Raw genomic sequence first — 17,612 nt, forward strand, 5'->3', positions numbered from 1 at the left:
GCCGAAGCTCCCGTTCGACGACGCAAGTCGTCTCCACTTACTAAAAGGAAGAGCTATGGCGCAGTACAACACAGAAAATATCCGCAATATCGCGCTTCTGGGACATGTCGGCTGCGGCAAGACGACATTGCTGGAAGCGCTCTTGGTCAAATCGGGGGAAATCCCCAGCGCCGGCAGCGTAGAAAAAGGCGCGACACTGAGCGATTTCGATCCGCAGGAAAAAGAACTGGGGCATTCACTCTACAGTTCTGTTTGCAGCCTGGATTACGACGACGCTCACATCAACTTTATCGACACCCCCGGTTACCCTGACTTTCTTGGCCGCTCACTGAGCATCTTGCCGGCGGTGGACTCCGCCGCAGTGGTCATCAATGCTCAGGCGGGCGTTGAGATGGTCACGGAACGGCTGATGGCGGCGCTGAAAAAGCGCGAACTCTGCCGCATGATCATCGTCAACAAGATAGACATGAACGATATCGACTTTGGTCAACTCATGGACAGCATTTGCGAGGCGTTCGGCTCTGAGTGTCTGCCGATTAATCTGCCGGCGGAGTCCGGCCATGCTGTCGTAGACTGTTATTTCGCGCCGGATGCAAGCCGCGTCACAGACTTTTCTTCGGTGGAGCAGGCGCACAGCGCGCTGGTCGATCAAGTCGTGGAAGTGGACGAGAAGTTGATGGAGGTCTATCTGGAGCAGGGCCAGGAGCTGAATCCCGCCCAGTTGCATGATCCCTTTGAGCAGGCCCTGCGCGAAGGCCACCTGATTCCAGTCTGCTTCGTGTCGGCGCACACCGGCGCAGGCGTAGAGGAATTACTGAAGGTCATTTCCCACCTGATGCCGACGCCTCTGGAAGGCAACCCGCCACAGTTCTTGAAAGGCGAGGGCGCTGAGGCCAGCAAAGTGGCGGTGGAGCCGGACCCTCACAAACACGCCATCGCCCATGTGTTCAAAGTCACCGTGGACCCCTATATGGGCAAGCTGGGCGTGTTTCGCATTCATCAGGGGCGCATCACGCCTAATACGCAAATGTATGTGGGGGACGCCCGTAAGCCCTTCAAAGTCGCTCACCTGTTGAAGCTGCAAGGGAAAAAGACGCGGGAGACCGGCTACGGCGTCCCCGGGGATATTTGCGCGGTGGCGAAGGTGGATGACATTGAATTCGACTCTGTGTTGCATGATTCGACGGATGAAGAGCAATACCACCTGAAATCCATCGACTTTCCGCCGCCGATCTGCGGCATCGCCCTGGAGCCGGTGCGCAGAGGCGACGAGCAAAAACTGTCTGACGCCTTGCAGAAAGTCTGTGCGGAAGACCCCAGCCTCAAGCTGGAGCATCGCGCTTCTTTGAACGAAACCGTGATGTACGGTGTCAGCGATTTACACTTGCGCGTCGTGTTGCAGCGTATGAAACAGCAGTTCAATGTAGAGGTGATCACCCATCCGCCCTCCATCGCCTACAAAGAGACCATCTCCAAACCGGCGGAAGGGCATTACCGGCATAAAAAGCAGACCGGCGGAGCCGGACAGTTTGGCGAGGTGTTTCTGAAAGTAGAGCCGCTGGAGCGGGGTAAGGGGTTTGAGTTTGAAAACAAAGTGGTGGGAGGCTCGATCCCCTCTCAATACATACCTGGCGTGGAAAAAGGCGTGCGCCAGGTGCTGGAGGGCGGCGCCATCGCCGGGTTTCCTCTGCAGGACCTGCGCGTGACGGTCTATGACGGGAAACATCACTCTGTGGACTCCAAGGAAATCGCCTTTGTCACCGCCGGTAAGAAAGCCTTTCTGGACGCGGTGACCAAAGCTCAACCCATGGTGCTGGAGCCGATGGTGAGACTTAATGTGACCGCGCCGGCGGCCAGCGTCGGGGATATCACGGGAGATATTTCCGGCTCGCGGGGCATGGTGACCGGCAGCAACGCGCTCAGTCGCAACCGGGCTGCGGTAACGGCGTTGATTCCTTTGGCGGAGCTGGACAATTATCAGTCCAAACTGAAATCAATGACTGGCGGTGAAGGAGCTTACACGCTTGAGTTCAGCCATTACGATTACGCGCCCCCGAAACTGCAACATGAGTTGATGGATCGCTACAAACAAAAACAAAGCGGTGGATAAGCCGCATGACAGGCGCTTAGCCGGATATGACGGCGTGATTAGGGCGGCGGCGCTGCAAGCGGCCTTGAAATCTATGGCCGCGGAGCTATCTTTTGGATAATGGCTAACGGGAATCAGAGTCTCTTTCATGACGACTATCTTGCAAGCTGATGGATTCGAGGATTGCGCCACGATAGAGGATCTCTCTGAGTTCACGGTACTAATTGTCGACGACTCGCCGCTCAATCTGGATGTCGCGGTGGCCTGTCTGGAAAGCAGAGGCTATCGCACAATCTCCGCCGAAAATGGTTTGCAGGCGCTTCGAATCGCCGAGCAGAGCCAGCCTTCGCTCATTCTTCTGGATGTCATGATGCCGGAAATGAATGGGTTCGAAACCTGCCGTAAGCTGAAAAAACTGGACGGATGCGACGATATACCCGTGATCTTCATGACGGCGCTCAGCGACGTCAAAAGCAAGAAGGCGGGCTTTGACGCCGGCGGCGTGGACTATGTCACCAAGCCCTTTCAAGTGGAGGAGCTGGTGGCGCGGGTGCATACCCATATCGCACTGAAAGCCGCCTATCAACACCTGAAAGACAGCGAGCAACGCTATCGCAAACTGGTGGAGACGACGCCGGACGCTATCCTGGTGGAAAGCGACGAAGGCATCGTGTTCTTGAACTCCGCGGCAGTGAAAATGCTAAAAGCGGACGACCCGGACAAACTGTTGGGCCGCGTTCTACTGGATTTCGTTTCCGATGACCAGAAAGAGTACGCAGTGATGCAGTTAAAGCAGGCCTGCTCGACGGAGAGGAGCGCCGGGCCGCCTGAGATCATGCTGTTGCGGCAGCTGGACGGGAATCGTGTGGAGGTGGAGGTCAACTGTATTCCTATCTCCTATCACCGTTCGCCTTCTCACATGTTTGTATTGCGGGACATCACTGAGAGACGGCGTCAGGAGGCGGCGATCGAGTTTCAGGCCACTCATGATGCTTTGACCGGCCTGCCTAACCGCAGTCTGTTTCTGGACAGGGTTTCCCAGTCGATCAATCATGCATTGCGCAATGAGTCGCGGCTGGCGTTGATTTTTATCGACTTGGACAAATTCAAGCTCATCAACGACACCTTGGGACATAACGCTGGCGATGAGCTGCTAAATATCATGTCGAAGCGGCTGCAGGAATGCACTCGCAGTTGCGACACGCTGGCCCGGTTTGGCGGCGATGAGTTTGTACTGCTGGTGGATAATCTGGAGAGCGAGGGCGACCTGACCCATCTGGCGGCGCGTCTGATCGCTTCTGTCAGTGCGCCGGTCTTGTTGCTGGGGCAGAATCACTCCATTACCTGCAGCCTGGGCATCAGCAGTTTTCCGGAAGACGGCGACAACGTGGAAGCGCTGATGCGTCATGCGGACATCGCCATGTATCGAGCCAAAGAATCAGGGCGCAACGCCTACCAGTTCTTTACGCACCAGATGCAGGATCGCCTCAATGAACGCCTGAAGCTGGAAAGCAGCCTCAAGCTGGCGCTGGAAAACGACGAGTTCGTGTTGCACTACCAGCCGCAGGTGGACTTGAGCACAGGTAAGATCATCGGACTGGAGGCATTGATACGGTGGCAGTCGCCGACACTGGGGCTGGTGCCGCCGGGGGATTTTATTCCCGCCGCGGAAGAGGGGCGTTTAATTTCCGCCATTGGCGAGTGGGTGATATTCGCGGTCTGCAAACGTTTGGACAGTTGGCGGCGGCAAGGACTGAAAATTGTGCCGGTGGCGATCAATATCTCCGCGCTGCAGTTTATGGAGCAAAAAACCGAAGAGCTGGTGAAGCGCGCGCTGGATCAGTACATGGTGGAGCCCAAATATCTGGAGCTGGAGCTAACTGAATCTCTCTCCATGCTGGACCCGGTCACCTCAATTTCTCTCATGCAGAGGCTCAAGGATATCGGCGTGTCATTGTCCATTGATGACTTTGGCACGGGCTACTCTAACCTCAGCTATCTCAAGCGCTTTCCGGTTAACAAACTGAAAATCGATAAGTCCTTCGTGTCCGGGCTGACAAATAATCCTGACGACTACTCTATCGTCAAAGCCATTATTCGCATGTCGCAGAGCCTGGGCCTGAAGACGATCGCCGAAGGGGCGGAGACCGCCGGCCAGATTTCACTGTTAGCAGCGGAAAGTTGCGATGCGATACAGGGCTTCTATTTCAGCCGCCCGCTGCCGGAAGACAAAGTCTGCGCCATGCTCAAGGAACGGCCGCGGCTGGATATGAGCGAGTTTGGCCGCAGCAATGACAAGGGCGCAGTGCTGGTGGTGGACGATGACGTCAACATCCTGCGCAGCATCAAGCGGATTCTCCGTGACGAAGCTTATGAGGTGCTGGTGGCGGGAAACACGGAAGACGCGTACGAAGTGCTGGCGCGGCGTGAAGTGGCGGTGATTGTGTCGGACTTGCAGATGCCGGGAGAGAGCGGCGTACAGTTTTTTTCCAAAATTAAAACCATGCATCCGCGGTCATTGCGGATATTGCTCACGGGGCACGGCTCCTCTGAAAGTCTGGAGGGGGCGATCAATCAGGGTGAGATATATCGCTATATATCCAAACCCTGGGACAACACGCACCTGCAGGAAACACTTGGCGCGGCGTTCAAGCAATACGAGAAAGGCGTCTAGACGCCTGTCTTGATCATTCCGGTTCTTCTCTTGGCTTCGTGGCGGTTCATCTGAGCCACTATTTTGCGCTGCGGTCCGCGATACGCGTTTTGGCCGGGGGCAGCCAGCGCGCCAGTGACGTATACAATTGCTGGATATTGAACGGCTTGGCCAGGAAATCATCCATGCCGGAGTCTATGCAACGCTGTTGGTCCGCGGGCAGGGCGTTGGCGGTCAACGCTACTATCGGCAACCGTCGGCTGCCGGGGTGGGACTGCTCTGCGGCGCGGATGGCCATGGTGGTTTCATAGCCGTCCATGACAGGCATCTGACAATCCATCAGCACCATATCATAATGGTTCTTGGCGAGGCGGCTCAGCGCTTCGCGTCCGTTCTCTGCAATGTCCGCAGTGATGCCGATCATATTCAGCAGCTCTACGGCATACTCCTGATTGATCGGATGATCTTCCACCAGCAGAACGCGCCCGCTAAGCGGCGGATTCTGGCTGCGGCTTGTGACGCCGGTTCCTGTTTTAGCGGACAGGGTGGAGACGCCGCTGGTGGCGGGGTCTTTTTCCAGCCAGACGGAGAACCAGAAGGTGGAGCCTTCTCCGGGAATGCTTTCCACGCCAAGCTCGCCGCCCATCAGCTCCACCAGACTCTTGGAAATGCTCAGACCGAGACCGGTGCCGCCATAGGTGCGGGTAGTGGACCCGTCAGCCTGGGAAAAGGACTCGAATATCTGTTGCTGCTTCTCTTGGGGAATGCCGATGCCGGTGTCGCAGACCGATATTTTCAGCTTCAGATTGCGGGCGTCCTCGTCGCAGATCTCCACAATGATCTGAATGCTGCCTTGCTGCGTGAACTTGAGCGCGTTGCCCACCAGATTGGTGAGAATCTGCCGCAGGCGTCCGCTGTCTCCGATCAGAGTTTCCGGTATGCCGTCGCTGAGGGCGCAGCTCAGCTCTATATCTTTACTGTGCGCGCGGGGCGAGAAGATATCCGTGAGGTAGGACAGCAGCTCCGGCAGCTTGAATGCATGGTTATCCAGCTCCAGCTTGCCGGCTTCTATTTTGGAGAAGTCCAGAATGTCGTTGATGATGTTCAGCAGCGATTCGCCAGAGCTGACGATGGTGTCCAGGTATTTGCGCTGCTTTTCTGACAGCGGCGTGTCAGCGAGAATACTGGCCATGCCCAGCACGCCGTTCATGGGCGTGCGGATTTCATGGCTCATTCTGGCCAGGAACTCGCTCTTCGCCTGGTTGGCCTGTTCCGCCGCTTCTTTCTCGCGGCAGGCTTCCTTGATGTTCTTTTTCAGCTCGACTTCCATAAAGATGAAGGACTCCGCCAGACGCCCCACTTCATCACGGGAGCGCACCGCCAGGGACTGAATGGTGCTGTTGGGCTGTTCGTCTTTGAGGAAGTCCTGGGAGGGCAGCTGCTTGGCGTAGTTGGTGAGAAAGTCGAGAGGCCGGGATATGCGCGACACCCAGATAAAGGCCACTAGAATGCTGCCGATGAAGAAGAAACCGATGACGAGGCTTTGACTCTTCACCAGACTCTCCGCCGGGGCGGAGATTTCCTCTACTGGCACCACCACAGACAGATACCAGTCGAAGGGTTTGAAATAGCTGACATAGGCCACCACCTGCCGTTCCTGATCGGGCCTGGACCCAACGACAAAGGGATCACTGTAGTGGTACACCACCTGACCGATTTGTTCCTGCGCGGCGATTTGGCCGATCAGCTCTGTCAGCAGATCCCGTTGTTCGCCATTCAGCGGCTGAGGCGTTTCGGCTTCGCCGCTTTTGCTGGGAGGCGGCACCAGCACTTCGCTTTGACCGTCGAACAAGTAAGCGTAACCGGTATTGGCGACTTTTATGTCAGGAAAGGTCTTCCGCAGGCTGTCGATGATGGCGCTCATCTTCTTCCTGCTTTCCGCTTCAACGTACTCGAAATCCACCATGGCGACCAGGGTCAGTTTCCAGTCGGGCAGGGGCAGGAAATAGCCGATATGCCGACTGTCGCGGTCGCTGCCGGGCTTACGCCAGTTGAAGATGGCTTTGTCGCCGGAAGCGTCCAGATTATCGTCCGCCATGGTTTGATAGATGACGCGGCCTTTGAAGTCCCGTAGCGAAGTGATGTAAGTCGCCTCCACACTGGGGTCCGGGTGGGCCATAACGCCGCCTTGACGGTTGAACACGAAGACTTCCACTTCGCCGAAACGCACTTCCCGCAGCCATTTGAAGGCCATGGCCTCCGCTTCTTCCTGCGAGACTTTGCCGGATTTATACAGCTCCCCGTATACCCTGAAAGAGGACTGTGCGATCTCTGACACGCTCTGCAAATCACTCTGCAGGTTGGAGAGGATCTCTATCTTGTCGCCGGTTAATTGATCGTATCCGCCCTTGATATTCAGCTCGACCAGCTTCAACACGTTCTGCGCTGACGATTCTTCGGCGTGCAGCATGGCGCGGCCCACATCGCGGTGGGTGAAGTAAAGAATCGACAGCGCCACGGTGGTCATGATCAACAGGATGAGAGAAATTATCCTGGTTCTTAGCGAGTAAAAACGGTAGCGGCTGAAAAAACGGCTGTTAGCTCGAACCATGTTTAATCGGGAACCTGTATATCTCGATAAATTTCGTCTGCAGCGGCGAGCCAGTCTGCGCGCAGGTAAATGCCAATGACTTCCGCCGTCTTAAGATTAAGGGATATATTGGTTTTCTCCTCAAACAGTTGTTTCAGGGCTCTTGGGCTCGCCCCGTTTATAACCCGACCCAGGCAGGAAGCCAGGTAATTACCGACGGATTCAAAGTCCGGTCGCGACATACTCATTAAAACGCCGTATTTTACTTCTTCCGAGCCCAGTTGGGAAAAAGTGGGTATTTTATGCTGATTGGCGATTTTAACTATCTTCGGAATGCTGCGCTCATTTACGCCGCCTTGCATGGTAATGTACAGCGCGTCCACCTCCGGCGCCAGCTTGTCGATGCATGAAAGTACGCTTTCCACCGCTTTGCTGTTGTCCGGAATATCGCTAAGGGTATAACAACTTACCACTTTGAAGCGATTCTCCTTGGCGACTTTTTCTATGTTCTCCAGCGCTGCATAAGCGCGCCCGTCCACGGAGTTTTCGTAGGCCACCCCCAGTTTTTTGAAGCCGACGGCTTCGTGAAATACGCGCAGCTGCTTCTCATAACGCTGGGGCGACACCCGGGCGAACACATGTTCATAGCCGGAATCTTCGGCGTTTCTGATGATGCCGGATTGAATCGGGTCGCTGGCGGACATTACAAATACCGGGGTGTGATGGCGATCGTTGGCCAGATCCTGCCCGGCCCAGGTGCCCATGGCGAAGACAAGATCGATATCATCCTGCCGGTTCATTCTATCGATAATATCCTTGCGGACTTTCTCCCGGGACCCTTGCTCCCAGTCGGCTGAATAGTAGGCGTCGTCCAGAAACGTCAGGTATTGGCTTTTGGCGTTTTGCGCCAGCCAGGTCCAAAGCGTGCGCGCGTCGATGCTGCTGGATGGCAGCTCCGCCTGCTCGATCCACCCCAGCGTCATCAAACCGCGAATGGTCGCTTCCAGGTAGTCATGATAGTTGTCATGGGGGCCGCCTTCATAGTAGGCCAGCCGCCAGGGGGCGTGAGCAGGCGGGATTTGCGACTGCGGTGCGTCAGGGGGATGAGAGGCGACGGAGGGAGGCGTCAAGGCGAGCAGGAGCGCGAGTCCCAGCACGCCTGTGAGGAGAGAGACAGACCTGGTAATCGAATTGCGCATGACATGCTCCATGTTGCAGGCGCCCGCTCTGGGAGCGGGCGGTTGCGCTTATTGGGGCGCTTCAACCTCTCTATAAATTTCATCGCTGGCGCCGAGTAACAGCAGGGAGGGGTTAAACCCGATAATCTCTGCTGTTTTTAAATTCAGCGCCATTCTCGCCGGTTCCTCGAACAATTGAGGCAGCTGGTTGGGCTTGGCCCCATTGAAAATCCGCGCGATGGTTTGTGCGTGGAACTCGCCGAAGTACTTAAAATTGAACTGGGACAGGCTGGCCAGAACGCCATAGCGGACTTCTTCCGAGCCGGACTGAGAAAACGTGGGGATGTTGTGCTTTTGAGCTGTTCTTACGATAAGCGGCAGCGTTTTCCGGGTGACGCCGCCCTGTTCGGTGATGTAGATAGCGTCCACTTTCGGCGCCAGCTTCTGAAAGCAGTCAAGAACGCTGTGCTCCGCCATGCTGACGTCGGCGATATCGCTTTTGGTGTAGCAGGGCACGATGGTGAACTTAAGTTCCTTACTCAACGCTTCGATGGTGTCCACCGCTGCGTAACTGCGGCCATTCTGGGTATTTTCGTAGGCGATGCCGAGGCGTTTGAAACCGGCGATGTCATGAAACACCCTGATGTGCCGATCATAACGGAAGGGGTCCATGGTGGCGTGCAAATGGTCGTAACCAGAGTCGTCGATGCTCTTAATGATGCCGGCGGACAGGGGGTCGCTGGCGGAAAACACCAGCGTGGGCGTACTGTGTTCGTTGTTGGCCAGATCCAGTCCGGCCCAGGTGCCCATAGCGATCATCATATCGATGTCTTTCTTTTCATTGAGACGTTTGATGATGTCTTTTTTCATCTGGGCGCGCAGGTTATCGTCCCAATTGGCGTTGTAGTGAGCGTCTTTGACGAATTCGATATAGTCGCTCTGCGCGGACTCCGACAGCCAGCGCCACAGATCGCTGGTCTGATCGCCTTTTTGGAGAGGTAAATCTGTCTTTTTGATCCAGCCCAGATCCATGAGCGAGCGCACCGTGACAATCAACTCCCGTTGATAGTCCGGGTATTCGCCGCCTTCGTAGTAGCCAATTCGCCAGCGTTTACCCTCATTGGTCGTCGGCTCCATGCTGAACTTGGAAGCGGCTTCGACTTTGGCGGATGTGGCCGCCGTGGCGACGCTGGCGGGCAGCGTCAATATCATTGTTGTCAGAGCGACCAGATAAAGTTTTATCCTCATTCGCTATTCTCCTTATTCTCCCCAAACTCGTTTTCGCAATTATAGTTCCCTAACACCTCACTCGCTTTGACTGCTTTACTGCGCTACTGCAACTTTGTCCATTTAACCCTTTGTTTCTATTGCGCTCTTATAGCGCACTATCAGGCCATTTTACACCGGGATGGTTACGGGAATACCTTCCAGGCGGCGTCGGCACTCATCCGCCAGAGCGGCTGTCCAGCCCGCCGGCATGGATTCCTGACCCGCTATGACATCCGCCGTCGTTTCCAGCAGGGAGGCGATGTGCGCCTGCTCCACGGTCATGGCGCGAATGCGCGCGATGGCCTTTGCGTCCAATCCGCCGGCGGCGATTATCTCAACCGGCCCCGCTGGCGCGTAGCCATCGTCGCGAGTGCGGGTGACGACGGTTTGCATGCCAGACAGATAGAAACCTGTGAAGGTTTCAGCGATGGCCTGAAAGCGAGCGTCTTCGCCGTTGTAACGATGCAATGCGTTCATCACACCTCGCTGCATACGGGGCAAATAGGAAGCCTGATAGTAACCGCCGGCGCAGGTTACGCCGCGTGCCAGTGCGATGACAAGAAAATTCGTGAATAAAGAAGGCATTAGCCTTCCCGCGCGGAGTTCCTGCAGTAACGGTTCGGCCGCCACGGGAACTGCGTAGTCGCTTTGTTGTCCGTCTACTGCACGCAATGTCGCCGCGCCTCCGTCTTCAGCCGACAGGCCGAGTGATACTCTGCGCCCGGCGTCGTCAACGCCCCAGAACAGACATGTGCCGGAACCGTTGACTCCCTTCAGTTCAGCGTCCAGAGCCCGCAACAAAGGCTGCTCGAAAAAGAGTATGGATGCGAGACTATCCGGGTTAGCCAAGTCATATTCCAGAAGCATAGTCGCTATTTTTTCCATTTCCAGATACACCAGCGTCGGCGCGGCGACGTCGGCGGCGAACAGACGGCGCCAGATTCGTTGATTCAACAGCACGGCCTGGTCTGAATAATGGGCGGCGGACATTACCGCCTGGGCCTCATAGTCGTCATGCAGAATGTCGAGCGCGGCCTTGGTCAGGCGGGAATCTTCGCTGCAAGCGGCGCGCACGCGCTTTTGCGCATTCTGGAGCATGGTTGCGTCCAGGGCGGGAGCGCGGGCGACGATGGTGCGCTTCAGGCGGTCGGGGAACAAGGGGATCTTTAGCGGAAATCCGCCACTGTCAGCGCTGTCGGCGAACTTCGCCTCCGGGTACAGCAACATGCCGCGAGGGTAGGTCAGGTTATTGAGAGGAATATTGGCGCAGGCGAATACTGGCAAGGTGGTGGTGGCGGCGGACAATCCAAACAATAGCGTGCCTTGCACGGACTGGGCGAAATAGTCCACGCCATGATGATTGGCGGTCAGGGCCACCGGGTGATGCAGAATGTCTGCGCTGACTGCTTCGGCGATGGCGTCGCCAAGCAGGGGGGCTACGTAGGTCCGTAGCGCATCCGCCAAGTCCTGGCGGGGCTGGTAACTGCGTTGGGCGATGCGGAAGCCGCTCCGTGTATAGTCGCAGACCAGGGAGGCGGCGTGGTTTTGCAGGGTTGCGTCCACGACGGGAAGACGCGTGCGAATCTTGGCCAGCAGCGAATCGGTCAGGCTGCTTTCCGAGAGGAGTGATTCCATGATGCTGAGGTCCTTATGCGGTTTTGCGGCGGCTGGATAATGCGCTCTGGCTTTGACGAGTTTGCGGGCGTTGTGAACCGAGGTCCGGTTGCGCTGCGTTTTCCGCCGTTTTGCCGCTGTCGCCTGCGGGCGTCTCCCGCGCGGCCAGCAATTGAAACAGAATGACGGTGATCAGGTAGACGCCGCCCAACACCGCCACCCCGTGACGAATATCGGAGAGCCCGACCAAGCCGGCGAACAACATGGGACCGAGCATCTGACCAATACGGCTGGAGGCTCGGAACAGGCCGAGCGCTTTGCCTTCGCCCAGTTTTTTACTGACGTCCAGATGCAGAACGTACGCGCTCTGGGAGGATAATACGAAACAGTTCGACAGCCCCAGCAGAATGACCGCGCAAGAGGTGGCGGCGACGCCCTGCAGACCGATGAACGAAAGGAACGCCACACTGCCCAACAGGCCGCCGATGAAAATTGGAATTTTCTTGCTTGGCATTCGGTCCGCCAGACGTCCGACCAGCGGGCCGAGAAAGGTCAGGCAGAGTCCGAACAGCATCAGAATCTGGCCTATCTTGGCTTCCGGAGCGCCAATGCGGCTGAGGTAGACCGGAGTGAAATAATGCATGAAGCCAATGGCGGCGATGGCGGCGGGCAGGCTGCTGAGCAGACTGACGGCGAGCACGTTGCGGTCGCCGAGGAAGCGCCAGATACTGATTTCTCCGCCTTGCGTCACCGGGCTGGCGGCGCTCTGGGGCCTGGCTGGGCCGGATGCGCCCTGACGCAAATAGATGGCGGCATAGGCGACGACGGTGAACACCAGCAGCGCGCCGGTCAGGAACACGGCTTCGTAGCCGAAGCGTTCGGCGATCAGGGCGCCGGTGGCGGCGCCGCAGATGCTGCCTGAATATAAACCAGCGAATAAGTGCGCCAATCCCTGAGTTTTGGTGCGGGTGTTGGTGTGGCGGACGACAAAGCCTTGCGCCGCCAGCAGGGTCAGGCCGTAACCGAAGCCAAGAATAGCGCGGGACAGGACAAACTGCAGGGCGTCAGGCGCCTGCCAGGAATACAGTCCTCCCGCGAGGGTCAACAGCAAACCGACGGAAAATGGCTGCACCCAGCCTTTACGATCCAGCCAGGCGCCGGAAACAAAGATGGCGATGCCCACGCACAAGAATTCCACCGCAACGGGCAGCCCCAGCGCGAATTCTCTGGAGATGCCTGGCATGACTTCATACAGCCTTTCCATGTGCAGGGGAAGAATCGACATGGACAGGTCCACGCCGAACAGAAACAGGAATATCGCCGGGCGCATGGCCTTATACAGTTCGGAGGCGGCGGGCGAGGGAGCTGACGGAGCGGTTTCGGTCGCTTGCGGCGCTTCCGTTGGCGTGCGCGAAGCGAACAGAACGACGGACATTTCCACCGCTATCAACAGGGCGATCAGCATAATCGTGGAGTTATCCGCGATCAGGGCGATGAATTCCGCATGGCTCTGCGTCGCGTCGCCGCGGGTCGTGGCGAGGTCCGTTTGAATGGCGAGCCATGCGCAAAAGAACAGGGCTCCATGGGCGCTTACGGCAGTGATAATTCCGGCGCAGGCGCGAGCAAGTCGGGCGAAGCGACGGGCGCCTTTGCCGTCGCCTTCTTCAATGGAGACGTTCGCCACCCGATTGAGCAACATCAACAGCAAGGTCATGGCCGCCAGCGCGGCGAAACCGGCGATGAACCCTTGCGCGAGACTATCCCATATCTGACGGGCGCGATGATCGCCGTTGGCGGCGATAGCGGCCTTATCCAATGAGAGCATGGCGGCCAGATTCGAGTTGGACTGCGCATCTGGAAGAAGGATCTGAAAACGCTCCGGCGTGGACGCATATTTCAGTTCACTATCAAGCAGTTTTTTCAGGCGATAAGCATTGGGAAGCTCGGCGCCGAGCTGGCTGGCGTCTGTACTCAGGATGATCTCGCCATCCTGGGCCAGAGCCAGCTCCGGTTCGGCGACGGCGGACGCGCGACTGCTCTGAACGCCGGGGCCCTGCAATACGGCGTTGTATGCGGCGGACTCCCGCAGCCTGTCCGCAAGCTCGGATCGACGTTGACTCAGATTCTCGGAATCTATCGTATCCTGGATACGAAGTTTTACGGCTCCCGCGTCATACAGCGACGCGGACAGAAAGTGCTGCTCGTGCAAACGCTCGAATACAACATAAGAAAGGAAAGCGCTGAGGGGCAGTGTGAGAATCAACAGCAACGTCATTCTTGCGGAAAACCGCAACGGGTTTAGCGCGTCCATGTAGCGACGGTCCTCTTAGCTAAGTGTGACGATCGTAACTCATTGAAATACCTCCAGACTACTATCAGACGAATAGATTACTGCTTGGCCATCAAACGCTTGCGGATGATGGCTGAATTGGCCGCCTCCAGAGTCAGGCGCTGCTTAAATAAACGCGCTTCGCTCTCCGCCATAAGATATTCGTTGACGGTGGGCGCCGTCACGTTGATCGGCTGCATGCGATATTGACCTTCGAACAGCATGTAGGGCTTGGTTGTCAATACCCAGCCATCGCTGGTTTGCTGAATATTGATCACTGCATCCGGATCTTCTTCGCGGCAACGGATCGGCAGCAGGTTGATATTGGTAATCGGCATGGAGAACAACTGTTGCACCACGTAAGCCACCGCCAGCGCGCCAGTGCTGCAGGCCAGCGTCTCACGGTTGATGCCCCGTTCGAAGCAGCGGTTGGAGACGGAGTCCACATTATGGATGCGGGCGAAGTTGACGCTGACGCCTTCGGGGAAAATATGGCGGCAGCGATTGTTGATGAAAGTGCCGATGCGATGCACCAGCCAGGCGCCCAAGCCACGACGTCTGTCTTCTGGCGTATGGCCTTCGGGAGTGGCGCCGAAAATAAAGTTGGCCAGCTCAGGCACGGAGAAGTCGTGGTCCGGAAAAATCACCAGATGGGGCTCTCCCGTGAACACCAGATAGCCCTTGATCGTCAAAGTGGACGCATCCGTAAAGGGCTTGAGGTCGTCCCGGCGGAACTGAATGGTGAGTTCTTCGATGATGTCGATAGTGTCATCCAGCGGGGTCAGGCTGTCGCGGTTGACCAGTTGAGTCGGAGTATGGCGGGGCATGCCCAGATTGACCCAGCTGCCGTCGTAGCCGAGGCTGCCGATGGAAATGATGTTAGGAGTGGACAACGGGATTTCAGTGGCGATATTGGACACCGCTACGCCGTGTTTGCGACGCAAAAAGTCGGCGATGCAGATCAGGCCGTTGCCGCAGCAGGCGGCTTCCTCACCGTTGGGCTCAAACATTCTGAAAACATAGTCCGCAGCGGATAAATCCGGCTTTGCGTCCCAGTAGTTTCTATCCTTAGCGATCGCGTCCAGCGTCCGTGCATTCGAGCGTTGCACCACCAGCAGGTTGTCGCAGCCAATGCCAAAAGTCGTGCTTGTGGCCTTGGGTGCGAACGCGGACCATTCCATTTCCGCCAATACGCTGTCCTCGGTGGCGTCGACAATAACGAAGTTATTACCACAGGAAGTGTATTTAACGAAAGGAACAGTTTTCGCGGTTACTGCTGTTTCGTTCTTATCTATGAACATCTGGAGTGACCTCACTTGGTGACAAACAGTACAAATTCGCCATAGAAAATAGCATGGTCTAAATTCTTCGCCATTGCATAACGGCGATAATTGGAAATGATTGGTAAACTTAGATTATTAACTGTGATCGCGAAGGGCGCGAGGAAGTGATGGAAGTTTTGTGAGAAATGTATTGTCAAATTCTGATACATAAGCCGATCGGGCTCCCTATCTGTGTATCTGGATGGGGCGTATCGCTTGCAAATTTCCACAGAGGCTTACAGTCATTTGCGTCCGCTCTGCTATATCTTAGCGGCCTGCTGACATTCTGCAGTTGTGAGCGGCTAAGCTAAATTATTTTTTGATTATCGGCGACGCCCGCATAGCCGAAGGAGTCTGACATGCTGAGCTTGTACGCTAAAGATTCAATGGTGGATTTTTTAGTACAGAAATTGGACTACAAAATTCGTTGCGCTCTTTCTCCTTTCCCGGTGGCGAAGGAATACAAAGAGCACCTGGACACGTTGAACAGGGACGGTTGTGTGGTGTTTGAGGAATATTTTTCACCGGAGCAGGTGGATGAGTTCCTTGATGACATTGAAGCCGCCAAAAAGCGTCAGGACATCACCCGCGTCGCCAATGGCCATATCGATACCGGCATTTCCCGCGTTTACGATGTCGTCAACGCTGCGCCGATGACCCGTAAGATTTTTGAAGATCCCATGGTCCTCAGTCTGATCAAGGGATACTGCTCCAGTAAGTGCGAGTTGCTGAAAACCTTCTATGAAGAGAAGAGGGAGGTGGGAACCTCCTCCCAGTCCAACCATCATCACTTCGATGACTGGCGTCACCGGATAAAAGTCTGGGTATACCTCACCGATGTTACAGAAAACCAGGCGCCGACTACGATTACTCTGGGCAGTCACAAGAACCATTTGTGGCGCTACTGGCCGGAGTACAATTACTTTCTGCATTTCCGCACGGATGAAAACAATCGTTACACGGAAATGACCGACTATTCCGGCATGTTCTGGCCTCACGAGGCGGCGACGATTCGTAAGCTCTGGAAATACAAAGAAAAGACCGTGACCGGCAAGAAAGGAACCATGTTTATCTTTGATTCGCGCGCGTTACACCGCTCAACGGTGTTGAAAGAAGGCGAGCGCAAGATTGTCACCGGTTATTACACATACAAAGGGCTGGGCCTGTAAGTAAAAGACAAGCTCTGAAAAGATAAGCTCTGTAAAAGATAAGCGCAGCATGGTGTCAAAGCGGGCGGCGCCTATTCAGCGCTGAAAAAAAGCCGCTCCCGACAATGAGAAGTAGCAAACCGTCTTGCGTCGGGAGCGGTCGATCGAAATCGTTTAAGTGCGTTGACGTAAAGACGTCATTGCGCAGCTTGCCTGCAAAGTTGATCGCTTTGCCGTCAATTATTAAAGGTCACTGAAATGATCATTAAGACGAGTGATGGAAGTGCGCCCGCCCAGATCTTTATTAGTGATAAAGATCACTCTTCCTCTGTCCATTTCGAATAGAGAGTCGCGTTCTACGCCGAGGAGGCCGCCATCTCCTTCTTTATCGCCTGGGTAAACCAGTACTTGTTTGAGCGAAAGGCTCTCCAGCATGACGGAGCCATTGGTTTTGACTTTCATGACCCTTGGCAAAACGGCGTTTGGCTTGATCGTGAACTGAACGGGAGAAATACTTTTATGCATCTCATTCAATGTGAAATACGCGTCCGTGAGAAGGCTGACGTCGCCGCCAAGGGTGACTTCCATCTTGACCGGGTAGTTGTCTTCTCCATCGTTGCGAGTCACTTTGGAAGTAATGACGCCTGAGTATTCAAACGGCAGACCGTCCAGAGAGACGTTTACGTCGTCATTCACTGACTTTGTCGTCACTTCAAGCGCATCGCCTTCTGGAAGCTCAATTGAGATGTCGCGAGAGCCGCTCACGAAAGTGATGTTGTCCATGACTCCGTAGTCCATGGAGCAGTTGAAGAAAGCCTGAGTGAGTGTGAGTGTTTTAGCTTCCAGCGATTTGAACTTGACGGTGTAGTAACCGCTATTAGGGCAGGTAACGTTTTTTTCTTGATTCAGAGAATCGGGGAACGCCTTGTCATCGAGTTCAAAGAGATGGAAGCTGTATAACCGTGCTTCCGCCAGCGGCGCATAAGTGATGGCGTACGCCTGTCTGGCTAGCGAGAATTCATAGGCGCTGATTGTGTTTTTTCCCGTTGAGCTATTACCTGATGAAGAGCCGCCGCCTCCACCACCGCCACATCCTGTGAGCAAAGCTAATACCGATACCAAAGCGATGCTACGTGTTTTCATTCGTTATATTTTCCAAGAGAACCAAAATAGGGATGTACGCCACGCGCTAACTGCGCAGCCCCTGTCATTGCAGACAAAAAAGTAGAAGGAGACTATTTTTCTGCCTGATTAATAACAGGGAGGCGAACTTTAATTACCTTTCTGTAACACATCCCATACGTAAAATTACTAAAACGATTAAGCTCACTTGCGCTATGCTTAGTGGAAGAAACGAGTGGTGGAAAGGCTTCTATGATATGAAAGCGTTTCCTTTTTTATAAATTTACACTGTTAAGTT

Annotated in this window: 10 protein-coding genes; 3 read left to right on the forward strand and 7 right to left on the reverse strand. The window is 55.4% G+C overall.

The features are described from left to right. Positions 1 to 55 precede the first annotated feature (55 nt). Positions 56 to 2,110 (forward strand): elongation factor G, encoded by a 2,055-nt coding sequence (gene fusA / locus AC2IBB_RS15595; RefSeq protein WP_486333752.1) that lies wholly within the window; start codon positions 56 to 58, stop codon positions 2,108 to 2,110. 127 nt (positions 2,111 to 2,237) lie between these two features. Next, positions 2,238 to 4,763: an EAL domain-containing protein gene (locus AC2IBB_RS15600; RefSeq protein WP_486333753.1), complete on the forward strand. Its 2,526-nt coding sequence runs from the start codon at positions 2,238 to 2,240 to the stop codon at positions 4,761 to 4,763. A 58-nt stretch (positions 4,764 to 4,821) separates the two neighbouring features. On the opposite strand, the gene AC2IBB_RS15605 is transcribed toward AC2IBB_RS15600, so the two are convergent. The 6 genes from AC2IBB_RS15605 to AC2IBB_RS15630 all read right to left on the reverse strand — a co-directional run bounded on the left by AC2IBB_RS15605 (position 4,822) and on the right by AC2IBB_RS15630 (position 15,023). Further along, the gene (locus AC2IBB_RS15605) at positions 4,822 to 7,353 is read right to left on the reverse strand and encodes a cache domain-containing protein (protein WP_486333754.1); all 2,532 of its coding nucleotides are present in this window, start codon (positions 7,351 to 7,353) and stop codon (positions 4,822 to 4,824) included. 2 nt (positions 7,354 to 7,355) lie between these two features. Further along, positions 7,356 to 8,531, reverse strand: a complete 1,176-nt coding sequence (locus AC2IBB_RS15610) for an ABC transporter substrate-binding protein (RefSeq protein ID WP_486333755.1) — start codon at positions 8,529 to 8,531, stop codon at positions 7,356 to 7,358. 48 nt (positions 8,532 to 8,579) lie between these two features. Next, positions 8,580 to 9,758, reverse strand: coding sequence for an ABC transporter substrate-binding protein (locus AC2IBB_RS15615; protein WP_486333756.1), 1,179 nt, complete (start codon positions 9,756 to 9,758; stop codon positions 8,580 to 8,582). Between the two features lie 150 nt (positions 9,759 to 9,908). Continuing rightward, complete coding sequence (locus tag AC2IBB_RS15620; protein WP_486333757.1) at positions 9,909 to 11,414, reverse strand: hypothetical protein; 1,506 nt, start codon at positions 11,412 to 11,414, stop codon at positions 9,909 to 9,911. A gap of 13 nt (positions 11,415 to 11,427) precedes the next feature. After that, positions 11,428 to 13,704 carry an MFS transporter gene (locus AC2IBB_RS15625; protein WP_486333758.1) on the reverse strand — a complete coding sequence of 759 codons (2,277 nt, stop codon included), beginning with the start codon at positions 13,702 to 13,704 and terminating at the stop codon, positions 11,428 to 11,430. 77 nt (positions 13,705 to 13,781) lie between these two features. After that, positions 13,782 to 15,023 (reverse strand): diaminopimelate epimerase, encoded by a 1,242-nt coding sequence (locus AC2IBB_RS15630; RefSeq protein WP_486333759.1) that lies wholly within the window; start codon positions 15,021 to 15,023, stop codon positions 13,782 to 13,784. Positions 15,024 to 15,403: 380 nt separating this feature from the next. Between AC2IBB_RS15630 and AC2IBB_RS15635 the strand changes: the two genes are divergently transcribed. Further along, complete coding sequence (locus tag AC2IBB_RS15635) at positions 15,404 to 16,213, forward strand: phytanoyl-CoA dioxygenase family protein (RefSeq protein ID WP_486333760.1); 810 nt, start codon at positions 15,404 to 15,406, stop codon at positions 16,211 to 16,213. Between the two features lie 222 nt (positions 16,214 to 16,435). Here the strand turns inward: AC2IBB_RS15635 and AC2IBB_RS15640 are convergent, their stop codons facing one another. Continuing rightward, entirely contained in the window at positions 16,436 to 17,335 is a 900-nt protein-coding gene (locus AC2IBB_RS15640) for a hypothetical protein (protein ID WP_486333761.1), read from the reverse strand. Positions 17,336 to 17,612: the final 277 nt, after the last annotated feature.

This window comes from Hahella sp. NS-SX17, from assembly GCF_057367735.1.

Coding starts and splice junctions, on each gene's coding strand:
- fusA (WP_486333752.1), top strand. CDS start 56: ATGGCGCAGTACAACACAGAAAATATCCGCAATATCGCGCTTCTGGGA.
- AC2IBB_RS15620 (WP_486333757.1), bottom strand. CDS start 11,414: ATGGAATCACTCCTCTCGGAAAGCAGCCTGACCGATTCGCTGCTGGCC.
- AC2IBB_RS15615 (WP_486333756.1), bottom strand. CDS start 9,758: ATGAGGATAAAACTTTATCTGGTCGCTCTGACAACAATGATATTGACG.
- AC2IBB_RS15610 (WP_486333755.1), bottom strand. CDS start 8,531: ATGCGCAATTCGATTACCAGGTCTGTCTCTCTCCTCACAGGCGTGCTG.
- AC2IBB_RS15635 (WP_486333760.1), top strand. CDS start 15,404: ATGCTGAGCTTGTACGCTAAAGATTCAATGGTGGATTTTTTAGTACAG.
- AC2IBB_RS15625 (WP_486333758.1), bottom strand. CDS start 13,704: ATGGACGCGCTAAACCCGTTGCGGTTTTCCGCAAGAATGACGTTGCTG.
- AC2IBB_RS15630 (WP_486333759.1), bottom strand. CDS start 15,023: ATGTTCATAGATAAGAACGAAACAGCAGTAACCGCGAAAACTGTTCCT.
- AC2IBB_RS15640 (WP_486333761.1), bottom strand. CDS start 17,335: ATGAAAACACGTAGCATCGCTTTGGTATCGGTATTAGCTTTGCTCACA.
- AC2IBB_RS15605 (WP_486333754.1), bottom strand. CDS start 7,353: ATGGTTCGAGCTAACAGCCGTTTTTTCAGCCGCTACCGTTTTTACTCG.
- AC2IBB_RS15600 (WP_486333753.1), top strand. CDS start 2,238: ATGACGACTATCTTGCAAGCTGATGGATTCGAGGATTGCGCCACGATA.